Source organism: Alteromonas sp. ABH4_456 (assembly GCF_056160645.1).
Map to the genome: position 1 here is coordinate 135,024 of NZ_JBSWXO010000008.1, position 13,196 is coordinate 148,219.

Here is a 13,196-nt window from a genome sequence, read left to right on the forward strand (position 1 = left end):
TCAGGCTCCTTGAATATTGTCTTTTATTTGTTGAATCTTATTCACGATTTTCATCGCATCCATTGTTTCTGCCACATCGTGAACACGGATCACTTTTGCGCCCATTTGCGCCGCAATAGTGGCAAGGGCAATGCTGCCCGCCAGCCGCTCTGATACAGGTTTATCCAGAAGCTGGCCAATCATAGATTTTCTCGACATACCGACCAGTAGCGGATAGCCGAGATGTTGCACCCTTCCCATTTCAACCAGCAGTTGATAATTGTGGTCGAGGCTCTTTCCAAAACCAAAGCCCGGATCCAGAAGAATGCTGCTGTCATCAATACCGGCATGCTTACAGGCATCTATGCGTGACAGCAAAAAATTAATCACTTCGTCTGCCACATCATCATACTCAGGGCTCGCTTGCATGGTTCGCGGCTGACCTTTCATGTGCATCAGACACACAGGTATCTTTGCTTCTGCTGCGGCCTCCAGTGCCCCCGGTTCCTGCAAGGCGCGGACATCATTAATTAAACCCGCTCCGGCCTTCACGCTTTCCCGCATTACAGTGGCCTTACTGGTGTCCACAGAGAGTACTACGCCTTTCAGACCGGCCAGTTTCTCTACCACCGGCACCACGCGGTCTAACTCTTCCTGTTCAGACACTTCCGGCGCCCCCGGACGTGTCGATTCACCGCCTATGTCAATAAATGTCGCGCCGGCCTCTACCATCCGCATGGCATGTTCAACGGCTTTAACTACCGTATTGTGGGCTCCACCGTCTGAGAAGGAATCCGGTGTGACATTGAGTATACCCATAACGCGGGCCTGATTGAGGTCGATTTCGGTATGTTTGAAATGCATAACGTATATCTGTCTTTATGAATATGGAGAGGAAAGCTGGCTTTATAAAGCACAAACAAAAAGCGCCAGTTGAAACTGGCGCCTGGAGATTTTAGCCCGGAAGGTCGCCGGGTTTACCTACCGGTGGCTTATCCAAACCATCGTCGGTAATTTCGCCCTCACGGGCCGGCTTGCCGCCGGGAGGATTGTCTCCACCTTTCGGCGCACGATCGTCCCAGTCCGCAGGCGGACGCACATCACGGCGTGCCATCAGATCATCAATTTGCTTCGCATCAATGGTCTCGTACTTCATCAGAGCATCTTTCATCGAATGCAGAATATCAATATTCTCTTCAAGAATTTTATAAGCACGATCATAGTTTGCATCGATAAAAGATTTAATCTCGGCATCGATGGCGCGGGCAGTATCGTCAGACATGTGCGAAGCTTTAGACATGGATTTGCCCAGGAACACTTCACCTTCGTCTTCTGCGTACAACATCGGACCCATTTTACTCGACAGGCCCCACTGCGTGACCATCTTACGGGCGATCTCAGTTGCTCGTTCAATGTCATTAGACGCGCCGGTGGTCACCATGTCGTCGCCGTAAATGATTTGTTCAGCAATACGGCCACCAAACAGACTTGAAATCATACTTTCAAGATGTTGCTTGGAATGGCTCACACGATCCTGCTCCGGCAGATACATGGTAACACCCAGTGCACGACCACGGGGAATGATCGATACTTTGTAAACCGGATCATGTTCAGGAACAAGACGGCCAACGATTGCGTGACCGGCCTCGTGATACGCTGTCATGGCTTTCTCGTTTTCCGACATCACCATAGACTTACGCTCAGCACCCATCATGATCTTGTCTTTGGCTTTATCGAACTCTTCCATCGACACAAGGCGCTTGTTAGCTCGGGCGGCGAACAGAGCAGCTTCGTTAACCAGGTTCGCAAGGTCAGCACCGGAGAAGCCGGGCGTACCACGGGCAATTACAGAGGCTTCCACGTTGTCACCAACCGGTACTTTGCGCATGTGGACTTTCAGGATTTGCTCACGGCCACGGATATCAGGCAGACCTACAATAACCTGACGGTCGAAACGGCCGGGACGTAACAGTGCCGGGTCAAGGACATCTGGACGGTTAGTCGCTGCGATAACGATAATACCTTCGTGACCTTCAAAACCATCCATTTCTACCAGCATCTGGTTAAGCGTCTGTTCACGTTCATCGTGACCACCGCCAAGACCAGCACCACGCTGACGACCTACTGCATCGATCTCATCGATAAAGATAATGCAAGGCGCAGCCTTTTTGGCTTGCTCGAACATGTCACGGACACGGGATGCACCCACACCCACAAACATTTCAACAAAGTCGGAACCTGAAATAGTAAAGAACGGTACTTTTGCTTCACCGGCAATGGCTTTAGCCAGCAATGTTTTACCTGTACCCGGCGGACCCACCATCAGAACGCCTTTAGGAATCTTACCGCCAAGCTTCTGGAACTTTGAAGGATCGCGCAGGAAGTCTACCAGTTCTACTACGTCCTCTTTCGCTTCGTCACAACCGGCAACGTCGGCGAAAGTGGTTTTAATCTGATCTTCACCCAGCAAACGGGCTTTGCTTTTGCCGAAAGACATGGCTCCGCGGCCACCGCCACCCTGCATTTGACGCATGAAGAAAATCCAGACTGCAATTAACAGCAGCATGGGGAACCATGAAATGAAGATAGACGTCAGGATAGACGGCTTCTCAGGCGGCTCACCTAATACACGTACATCCTTCTTCACCAAATCTGAAATGAGCTGATCATCAAAATAGGGAATATAGGTAACGAATGTTTCGCCGTTACGTTTCGTGCCGCGGATTTCGCGGGACTCACTGTCAATGCGAACTTCGCGGACATTGCCCTGATTCGCTTCTTTCAGGAATGTTGTGTAATCCGTTTGTGCACGTGTCGATTCACCAGGTGAAAAGCTCTGGAACACCGACATCAACACAACGGCGATAACCAACCATAAGATTAAATTTTTTGCCATATCGCTCAAGCTACTAACCTCTAAAAATACCGGAACATCCGGGATTGATGACAATTTACTGCCAACATGTTCATTTACCGATCACTATGGTGAAACCGGCGTCCGGAACATGCTCCGCTCCCATTGTTTCCGTACGAAATGCGATCCTTACTTCGTCAAATTACAGCCTACTACAAATTATAGACCGTAGCCACCAATACACGTTCCCGTTACCACGTAAATTAACGCCTTGTAACGTTTTACGTGCAAGTGTGCAGTTCTGTTCAGTATTGCTTATATAATTGGTGGCATTATGCGACTTTTTTGTCATTCACACATAATGTCGTTAGGATTGTAACGAAGATGGCGTTAGAATATGGCATTTCAAGGCATTAACTTAAAATAAATGGTTTTACGTTCAGTCAGTGACCACGTGGCCCGGCGTTTAGGTTAAACAAATTTATCAATAGTAAAGAAAAACGACGAAATGAAACTTTCCAATAAACAGAAACAATTCCTTAAGGGCCTGGCTCACTCTTTGAAACCCGTTGTGCAATTAGGTGCTAACGGCCTCACAGAGGGTGTTGTATCTGAAATTGACAGCGCACTGGCACACCACGAACTGATTAAAGTGAAGGTGCCTACCGATGATCGTGAAGAAAAAACACTTATCATGGATGCTATTGTGCGGGAAACCGAATCTGTAAAAGTACAGTCCATCGGACACACACTGATTATCTTCCGCCCTTCCGAAGAGCGTAAAATTCAGTTGCCAAAACAATAAAGTCTTTTTACATCTTCTATTATGTAATCACTTTGTTAACAAACTCTGCCACGTTACACTTACGTTAACGTAAACCTGATAACGGGCAGAGAATGATGTCAGAACAAACCACACTTCCGCTTTCCTCCATCACAGCCGTCATTACCGGTGGCAGTTCAGGACTGGGTTTTGCTACCGCGCAGCATCTGTTGCAGCGTGGCGCGACCGTTGCTCTTTTTGATATAGACCGTGAAAAAGGGGAAAAGGCTGTCCGTGAGGCAGGTGGAAATGCACATTTCTACCCCGTCGATGTTTGCAGTGAAGACGAGGTTTCTGACGCATTGCAAGCTTTCCGGGAGAAAGCCGGACGTATTAACCTTTGTGTTTCCTGCGCTGGAATCGCACCGGCTGCGAGAACGCTTGATAAAACAGGCAATGCTGCCTCTTTTGATCAGTTCCGTAAAGTAACCGATATCAATCTTAACGGTACCTTCAACGTGAGCCGGCTTGCTGCTCAGACCATGGCCGCACAGGAAGCAGATGAAAACGGTGAACGGGGTGTCATCATTAATACTGCATCCATTGCCGGCTACGAGGGGCAGACCGGACAGACCGCCTACGCGGCCAGTAAGGCGGGCATTATCGGTATGACACTGCCCATGGCCAGGGACCTGGCCGCTGTGGGGATCCGTGTTAATGCAATTGCGCCCGGCGTAATGGGCACTCCCATGTTACTGGCCATGCCGGAGCACGTTCAGGCAGCATTGAGCGCCAATGTGCCCTTCCCTAAACGGCTTGGTCTGCCACAGGAATTTGCAGCACTGGTGGCGCATATTGCACTTAACACCTATATAAACGGTGAGACCATCCGTCTTGATGGCGCACTCCGTATGCCGCCTAAATAAATGATTTACTCTGTGGCGCGGGCACGTTGTTGTAACGCATAAACAGCAAAGCTGCCCAGCCAGTGTGTACCTTCATAATTTTCATCAACGATGGCGGGCAATGAATGGGCCACGTGCGTGTCTGCCAGCGCCCGCAGATGACCAAATTCATCGGGATATTCTGCTGCAAGGCCATACATCACCCAGGCACGGCTGAAATTAAGCCCGTCCAGATGCACCAGTTTACCGTCAGTCCGGTCACTTACCCGTGCCACATCAATGTGAAAGTCAGCATGATCTAACGCCGGCAGAAAACCTTCCGCCCAGTTCATGAAGGACTTCTTATCCATCACTTTTCGCATCAGATCCAGTTCTTCAAAACAAGGGGAAAGAAAATCGAAGCCGTTTGGCTCCCATGAGAGCGGACACTGTTTATCGCCGCCAAACCAGTGCACAGCCCGCTCTGTAATGAGCCTCTGCAATGCTTTGTCATCAGCAATCAGGGCATAATCCAGTGCCATCGACATTCCGAAAGCCGTATTCGGATGCTCGCCGGTGCGGACCGGATACACCAGCTTTGGTAAGAACTGATGATATTTGCCAACAATCAGTTCAGTCAGGGGAGACAGGTTCTGACTCAGTTCAGCAGCCCCGGTGTCATCCCAAAGTTTCAGTTCTGCGGCCAGAGCCAGTAACCAGGCCCAGCCATAAGTGCGCTCAAAACTGGCATTTTGTGGTTTTTCAAAATATGCCACTTCCTGAAGAATTTTATCTGCGGTCAGGTTTTCCTTAAGCTTTGCTTTAATTTCTGTCGCTTTGGCAAGATCAGGAAAATGGCGGAGCAGATTTACCAGCATCCAGTGACCGTGTACGCTGGAGTGCCAGTCAAAACACCCGTAAAAGGCGGGGTGCAGTGCAGCCGGTCCCTGCAAGTCCTGTGGACCGGATAATGTTTGATTTAACTTGTTCGGGTACTCTGTTGTTACACAATGCAGCGGCATCTCTGACAACCGCTCAGCTTCCTGCAGAGATAACTCCGGAGTTTCAGGTGCACTGAATGCGCCCGTGCTGAAGAGCGTCAGGGCAACTAAAGCTGTTAGTTTTCTACCCGTTACCATTCCGGTAATTATACTCCCCGCAAATAAACTCCCCGTAGATAACTTTTTCATCTTTCCTGCCACCTTCTGACGTTTTTTATTATGTGTTTATTCATCGTCGCCTCCGTTAACAATCAGTGCAATGTTATAAAGGCGGTTCACGGCATGATAGTTCACCGAATTTTTCGGATAACGCCCGCGGGACGTCATATTGCCGGCTTCTTTTTCCATCAACAGTGAAATGGCATCATCCACGGTTTCAGCAGTGTAAATATGGAAAAGCCCTTTTTTTACTGCATCAATAACTGCTTTATCCAGTACCAGGTTAATGGCATTGGATTTAGGGATAATCACCCCCTGACTACCGGTAAGCCCGCGGTGCTGGCATAAATCGAAAAAGCCTTCAATTTTTTCGTTCACGCCGCCTACTGCCTGTACCTCACCGTACTGGTTAATCGAGCCGGTTACTGCCAGAGACTGGGTAGCTGGTATCTCCGTCAATGCAGATATCAGTGCAATAAGTTCTGCCAGCGAGGCACTGTCACCATCAATGTGTCCGTAGGATTGTTCCAGCGCTATATTGGCTGACAAGGTCAACGGGAAATGCTGGGCATATTTGTTTCCAAGATAACCGGTTAACAGCATAACCCCTTTAGAGTGAATGGGTTGCCCCAGTTCCACTTCCCGTTCGATATCCACAACGCCATTGGCACCGGCATACACCGTAGAGGTAATGCGGGCCGGCGTACCGAATGCTGTCCCCCCGACTTCCAGTACGGTCAGGCCATTAACGGTACCTACTGACTTACCTTCGGTAGCGATTAGGACATGACCTTCTTTAATGTCGTTTAGCAGTGCATGACTCACCCGGCCGGTGCGGCGTTTTTTCGCACTGAGAGCAATTTCAATGTGCTCCAGTTCAAGGTGAGTGCTTTGCTGCTGAGCCGCAAAATACCGGGCCTCATTGATAAGCTCTATGACTTCGGCAAAATGGGCTGAGAATTTTTGCTGATGTTCTGCCATACGCAGGGAATATTCCACCAGCCGCTGCATGGCTTTAGAGGAAATCCCGCTCAGGCCGCATTCACTGAGGTGATGACGCACCTTACCCGTAAAATCAAAAGTAGACTGACGGGTTACCGGTATTTCATAATCAAAATCCACCAGCACTCTGAACAGTTCGTCAAATTCATCATCATAATCCTGCAAGGTATAATAGAGATCACGTGAGCCCAGCAGTATCACTTTCACATCAAGGTCTACCGGTTGCGGGTTCAATGTGATGGCGTTCACCATACCCACATCCTGCTGGGGAAGATCCATTTTCAATGAACCGGATTTTATCGCCAGTTTCAGTGCATCCCACACGAAGGGCTGCTCTATGACCTGATCAACATCCAGTAACAGATAGCCACCGTTAGCACGGTGCAAAGCCCCTGCTCTTATCATTCTGTAATTGGTATACACACTGCCATGCAGGTTGGTGTACTCAATTTTACCAAACAGGTTCTGATAGGTAGGGTTCGGCTCATACACCACCGGCGCGCCGTCCTGTAACTGATGACCCACCAGCACATTAGGCAAATAAAGTTCTTCCAGATAAAGCCGTCTGTCGAGTTCGTCGGGCTTATCCTCTTTTGACTCCTCTGCCAGCAGTGACACGATGGTGTCTACCAGATGGGAACGCATGCGCCGCAGCGTTTTCAATACGCCGAGATGGCCGGCATATTTATGTTCCAGTACTTTGAGTAAGGGTCTGATCCCCTGCTCTGCGGTTTTCTTATTCAGTTGCCTGATACGCTCAGAACTTTCACGTTTCCATACCGGCAACCCGAGTAAACTTTCACTGAGACGGTTTTCAAGTTCAGCAATCAAGTCATAAAAATACTGACGCTTGTCATCATCGAGTACGGCAAATTCTTCATCGGTAACGGGTTTACCGCTTACTATCGGGGCGAAGGTAATGGCGTTAGATTCGTCATAAAGGGCTACATCATGAGCCTGCGCGTAGCGTTCCACTGCATCAATGGCTTCATCATAACGGCGCTCAAATTCTCTGGAAATGGCTGATTTCTGACGCTGATAACCCGGGTTGTCAAAAGCTGCCGGAAATGTATCAAGCAAATCATCAATCAGACCGTTTATATCTTTAACCAGATCTTTGCCTTCACCCGGCGCCATGCGCAGAACAAAGGGTTCACGTTCTTCATCAAAGTTATTCAGATAGACCCAGTCTTCCGGTGAAGGCAATGATGCCACCTGACGCTCAATGTAATCCTTCACCAGCGAGAACCGTCCGGTGGCCGGCTCCCCCATCACATAGAGGTTATATCCGCGGTTGCGTACGCCAAGGCCGAATGACAGTGCTTCGCGGGCACGCTCCTGGCCAATAAAGGTTGCATTAACGGCTTCTTCGTCTTTTAAAGCCTGGTTTATCTGCCGCCGGTTCAGCGACGGTGTCAGTGCTGCGGGAGATAAAGCATATTTAGCGCGCAGAACGGAAAGGTCGGTCATAACTGCCTGTTTACCTTATATCATCAAACTGCTCCGTTAGCCGGCAGGTTTGATTTTGTGGAGATAAGATCAAGTGAAACGCGAAAAATTCCCACTGTCAAACCATAAAAAGGCTGTATCAGCCATTTTTCTCCACTTGTTTTGACAAATTGTATCAAAAAGCACCACATTACGGTTTAATGGGCATTATTAACCGTATTGCCAGCAAAATTTTAAGGATTATGAGCGTCCATGACTAAAACCACAGCTGCACTCGCCCTCCTGAGTTTAATTTTATCCTTTAACGCCTCCGCCAAAGTGGAAAGCAGTGGTAACGGCGGCTTTATTGTTCTTAATACCGTTTCGGTGAACGCAGCGGCTGACACTGTCTGGCAAGCGCTGGTAAACGATGTCGACCGGTGGTGGCCCAAAGATCACTCATGGTGGACGGGCACCTTCAGTATTGATGCCCGTGCCGGCGGTTGTTTTTGCGAACGTGCCGGTGAACGAAGTGCTGAACACATGCGGATAAGTTTTGTTGACCCTGCAAAGCAGCTGGTAATGACCGGCGGACTGGGGCCGTTGCAAGCTATGGGCGTGACCGGCGCTCTGAACTGGCAACTGGAACAAACCGGCGCAGATACAACAATCTCGCTTCGGTATCACGTTCAGGGATACAGCGAAAGCGGATACAAAGACCTCGCGCCTGTTGTCGACCATGTCCAGGGATTACAACTTAAAGCGCTGGCAGATTTTTTAACCACTGCCAAAACTGACTAAAATCCCGTCAGATAAGGATAAAAGTAGCCCCCGCCTATTGTGAGTGCACTGCGCGCCGGGGTATTCTATGCGGCTAATCACGAAGTAATTAATACCAACGCGGAAGCCTTATTCACGATGGCCGAAAATCAGTACAACCCGAAACAAATCGAGCAGGATGTCCAGCAGTACTGGGAATCCAATCAGTCTTTCAAAGCAGAAGAAGACGCGTCTAAAGAAAAATTCTACTGCCTTTCAATGTTCCCTTACCCCAGCGGCCGTCTCCATATGGGACACGTACGTAACTACACCATCGGTGACGTAATCAGCCGTTTTCAGCGCATGCAGGGTAAAAATGTTCTGCAGCCAATGGGTTGGGACGCATTCGGGTTACCTGCTGAGAACGCAGCCATCAATAACAATACGGCTCCGGCAAACTGGACCTATTCAAACATTGAATATATGAAAGGCCAGTTGAAGTCGCTGGGTTTCGGTTATGACTGGGATCGCGAAGTCGCTACCTGTAAACCTGACTATTATCGCTGGGAGCAGTGGTTTTTCACCCGCCTGTACGAAAAAGGGCTGGTTTATAAGAAAAACGCCACCGTTAACTGGGATCCGGTGGACCAGACAGTACTGGCCAACGAACAGGTTATCGACGGTCGTGGCTGGCGTTCAGGTGCTCTGGTAGAACAAAAAGAAATCCCTCAGTGGTTTATTAAAATTACTGACTACGCTGAAGAATTATTATCTGACCTGGATCAGCTGGAAGACTGGCCTGATCAGGTTCGCGCCATGCAGGCAAACTGGATTGGCCGTTCAGAAGGTGTAGATATTACCTTCAAACTGAAAACACCTGCCGGTGAAGTGGAAACCCTGACCGTTTACACCACACGCCCTGATACATTCTTTGGTGTTACATACCTGGGCGTTGCTGCCCAGCATCCTGTGGCAGAATTTGCTGCCACACATAACCCTGCTCTTGCAACCTTTATCGAAGAATGTAAGAACACGAAAGTGGCTGAAGCAGAACTGGCCACCATGGAAAAGAAAGGGTGTGATACCGGATTAACAGCGATTCACCCGCTCACCGGCGAGGAAGTACCGGTTTGGGCTGCCAATTTCGTATTGATGGGCTATGGCTCCGGTGCTGTGATGGCCGTTCCCGGCCATGACCAGCGTGACTGGGAATTTGCTACCAAATACAATCTGCCGGTTAAACAGGTCATTACACCTGCAGATAGTAACAGTGAAACCTGTGACTTAACTGCGTCTGCGTACACTGAAAAAGGCACCTTAATTAATTCCGGTGAGTTTGATGGCTTAACCTTCGACGCCGCCTTCAATGCAATAGCAGAAAAATTATCTGCCGCAGGTGTGGGTACTAAGAAAGTTAATTACCGTCTTCGTGACTGGGGCGTAAGCCGTCAGCGTTACTGGGGCGCTCCTATTCCAATGCTGAATCTGGAAAACGGCGAGTCTGTGCCGGTTCCCGCCAGTGAATTACCGGTGGTGTTACCGGAAGACGTAGAAATGAATGGTGTAACTTCGCCAATCAAAGCTGATCCTGAATGGGCAAAAACGACCTTTAACGGTGAACCGGCCCTGCGTGAGACCGACACCTTCGATACCTTTATGGAATCATCCTGGTATTATGCCCGTTACAGCTGCGCACAAAATGGCGATGCCATGCTTGATCCAACTCAGGCGAATTACTGGCTGCCGGTAGATCAGTACATCGGCGGTATTGAACACGCCATTCTTCACCTGCTCTACTCCCGCTTCTTCCACAAACTGCTGCGTGATGAAGGTCTGGTAGAGTCAGATGAGCCGTTTAAGCGCCTGTTATGTCAGGGTATGGTGCTGGCAGATTCCTATTTCAGTGAAGATGAAAACGGTAAGAAAACCTGGTATTCGCCGCTGGCTGTTTCCACCGAGAAAGATGATAAAGGCCGAATCACGAAAGCCTGGCTGACCAGCGACGGTACGCCGGTAGAACACGGCGGCATGACTAAAATGTCAAAGTCGAAAAATAATGGTATCGATCCTCAGGCGGTTATCGATCAGTACGGTGCAGATACTGTACGCCTGTTTACAATGTTCGCCGCGCCACCTGAGCAAACCCTTGAATGGGTTGATTCCGGCGTGGAAGGGGCAAACCGCTTCCTGAAACGTATCTGGAAACTGGTCAGTGAGCACATTGAAGTTTCCGGCACACCGGGCAAGGTTGATGCAAAAGCACTGAATAAAGATCAGCAAGCGTTACGTCGTGAAGTGCATAAGACAATTGCCAAGGTCAGTGATGACCTGGGTCGTCGTCAGACCTTCAACACTGCCGTAGCTGCGGTAATGGAATTACTGAATCATTTGCAAAAGGCACCTCAGGAGTCTGAAACTGACCACGCTATTATGCGTGAAGCAGTCGAAGGCGTGCTGCGTTTGCTAAACCCCATCACGCCGCATATCTGTCATCACCTGTGGCAGGCACTTGGCCATGATACACCTGTAGAATATGCCGGCTGGCCGGTAGCTGATCCTGCTGCCCTGGTAGAAGATGAGAAGCTGATTGTAGTGCAAGTTAACGGTAAAGTGCGCGCTAAAATGACCGTGGCAGCAGATGCGGCAAAAGAAGCCGTCGAAGCAGATGCCCTTGCCCAGGCCAATGTTCAACAGTTTATCGAAGGTAAAACGGTGCGCAAAATCATCGTAGTACCCGGTAAGCTGGTTAACATTGTAGCTAACTGATGAAGACGTTCTTCCGGCTGTTAACAGCAGGCGCAGCCGCACTGGTGCTTACCGGTTGCGGCTTTCATCTGCGCGGTAATGAAGCGTTGCCGCCATCAGTTAATTACGTTGCGGTAACGTCTGCGCAGGCCCATGCGCCACTGGCCAGAGCGTTGAAGAAAAAACTGGCAGTGTATGACCTCCACGGCGGTACACTGGCAGACAGCCCGTCTCCGGACATGTCGGTTCTGATCAACATTCAGCCGGAGCAACTGGAACGGCGTTTATTGTCCGTGTTTTCTACCGGTCAGGTAGCTGAATACGAGCTGATTTACGGTGTCCGTTATACAGTGACCTTCCCTGACAAGGCTCCCCTGCCCGCGTATTTTGAAGTATTGCGGGATTACCAGGATGATCCTGAACAGGTGCTGGCAAAATCGCGGGAGCTGGAACTGGTTCTCAGCGAAATGCGGGATGAAGCGGCAGACAAAATTATCCGTCGTATAGCCAGCCAGTCTTCTCAGGCAGTGGCGGAATAAACAACTGCCATGCAAATCTATCCAAACCGTTTTGAAGCGGAACTAGATAAAGGCCTCAAGCCTTGTTATTTGCTGTTTGGTGATGAGCCACAGCAAAAATTTTCCATGATCGAAGCGGTGCGGGAAAAAGCCAGAGCTCAGGGCTTCACTGAGCGGACAGTATTTGTTGCCGACAGCGGTTTTAACTGGAGTCAGTTAATTGAGGCCACTCAATCTTTGTCTTTATTTGCTTCGCAACAGATTATTGAACTGGAGCTACCTACCGGAAAACCCGGTACTGAGGGTAGTCAGACCCTGCAATCAGTAGCAGCGAATCTGGGTAACGACATTCTGTTACTGATCCACGGTCCCCGTATTGGCAAAGATGTACAAAAAGCCAAATGGTTCAAGGTTCTTGACGATACCGGCATTCATTCCATTTGCTATGCACTGGAAGGTAATAATCTTCACACATGGATCCAGCAGACTATGCAAAAAGCCGGACTTAACGGCGATGCAGCCTGTGTCCGCATGATTGCAGATATGTGTGAGGGCAATATGCTGGCCGCTCATCAGGAAATCCAGAAGTTATCGCTGGTTTATGCCGGACAGGCCATTACACCTGAACAGGTAGAAGCGGCCATTGTCGATCAATCCAGATTCAATGTATTTCAGCTGGTAGATGTCATGCTGAACGGAGACCGGCAGCGCTGTATCCGCATGTTGTACCGTCTGGAAAGTGAGGGCATTGAACCTAATATCCTGATCTGGGCATTTATTCGTGAATGGCAGACCTTAAGCCAGTTACACGAAGTCAGATCGTCCGGACAACCTGTCCAGTGGATGAAATTCGGGATCTGGAAAAATCGTCAGGGCTGTTATCAGTCGGCACTGAACCGGCTGAGCGCTGCCCACCTTGACCATATCAGAGAGGCGCTGGAACAGGCCGACTTTGCTTTTAAACAAAATACAGTGGAAAGGCCTTTTATCAAGCTTGCACACCTTTGTATGTTGTTCATGGGCATAGAGCTTAACGGATTAACTTTGATGCCGGACCTGCACTGACACCGGTGTGGGAATTGCGGTAAAATTCGCTATAGTTAA

At 49.3% G+C, this 13,196-nt stretch carries 10 protein-coding genes; 6 read left to right on the top strand and 4 right to left on the bottom strand.

The features are described 5' to 3' along the window. The gene (folP, locus tag ACXAG2_RS13595) at window positions 1-843 is read right to left on the bottom strand and encodes a dihydropteroate synthase (RefSeq protein ID WP_474867818.1); all 843 of its coding nucleotides are present in this window, start codon (window positions 841-843) and stop codon (window positions 1-3) included. A 91-nt stretch (window positions 844-934) separates the two neighbouring features. After that, window positions 935-2,884, bottom strand: coding sequence for an ATP-dependent zinc metalloprotease FtsH (gene ftsH / locus ACXAG2_RS13600; RefSeq protein WP_119501127.1), 1,950 nt, complete (start codon window positions 2,882-2,884; stop codon window positions 935-937). Between the two features lie 457 nt (window positions 2,885-3,341). On the opposite strand from ftsH, the gene yhbY reads away from it, so the two are divergent. Both yhbY and ACXAG2_RS13610 read left to right on the top strand, forming a co-directional pair. Further along, the gene (yhbY, locus tag ACXAG2_RS13605) at window positions 3,342-3,638 is read left to right on the top strand and encodes a ribosome assembly RNA-binding protein YhbY (protein ID WP_119501126.1); all 297 of its coding nucleotides are present in this window, start codon (window positions 3,342-3,344) and stop codon (window positions 3,636-3,638) included. Between the two features lie 92 nt (window positions 3,639-3,730). After that, window positions 3,731-4,522: a 3-hydroxyacyl-CoA dehydrogenase gene (locus tag ACXAG2_RS13610; RefSeq protein ID WP_474845785.1), complete on the top strand. Its 792-nt coding sequence runs from the start codon at window positions 3,731-3,733 to the stop codon at window positions 4,520-4,522. A gap of 5 nt (window positions 4,523-4,527) precedes the next feature. Here ACXAG2_RS13610 and ACXAG2_RS13615 read toward each other — a convergent pair whose 3' ends face one another. Together ACXAG2_RS13615 and ACXAG2_RS13620 are read right to left on the bottom strand one after the other, a co-directional pair. Then, window positions 4,528-5,619, bottom strand: coding sequence for a DUF2891 domain-containing protein (locus ACXAG2_RS13615; RefSeq protein ID WP_474845783.1), 1,092 nt, complete (start codon window positions 5,617-5,619; stop codon window positions 4,528-4,530). Between the two features lie 87 nt (window positions 5,620-5,706). Next, window positions 5,707-8,112, bottom strand: coding sequence for a Lon protease family protein (locus ACXAG2_RS13620; protein WP_474867821.1), 2,406 nt, complete (start codon window positions 8,110-8,112; stop codon window positions 5,707-5,709). Window positions 8,113-8,343: 231 nt separating this feature from the next. On the opposite strand from ACXAG2_RS13620, the gene ACXAG2_RS13625 reads away from it, so the two are divergent. The 4 genes from ACXAG2_RS13625 to holA all read left to right on the top strand — a co-directional run bounded on the left by ACXAG2_RS13625 (window position 8,344) and on the right by holA (window position 13,157). Then, window positions 8,344-8,871 (top strand): SRPBCC family protein, encoded by a 528-nt coding sequence (locus tag ACXAG2_RS13625; protein ID WP_474867824.1) that lies wholly within the window; start codon window positions 8,344-8,346, stop codon window positions 8,869-8,871. Window positions 8,872-8,988: 117 nt separating this feature from the next. Then, a complete protein-coding gene (gene leuS, locus ACXAG2_RS13630) occupies window positions 8,989-11,595 on the top strand; it encodes a leucine--tRNA ligase (RefSeq protein WP_474852154.1) in 2,607 nt (868 codons plus the stop codon). Next, entirely contained in the window at window positions 11,595-12,113 is a 519-nt protein-coding gene (locus ACXAG2_RS13635; protein ID WP_119501123.1) for an LPS-assembly lipoprotein LptE, read from the top strand. Before leuS ends, ACXAG2_RS13635 begins: the two co-directional genes overlap by 1 nt. A 9-nt stretch (window positions 12,114-12,122) precedes the next feature. Continuing rightward, window positions 12,123-13,157, top strand: a complete 1,035-nt coding sequence (gene holA / locus ACXAG2_RS13640; protein ID WP_474867826.1) for a DNA polymerase III subunit delta — start codon at window positions 12,123-12,125, stop codon at window positions 13,155-13,157. The last annotated feature ends 39 nt before the right edge of the window (window positions 13,158-13,196 follow it).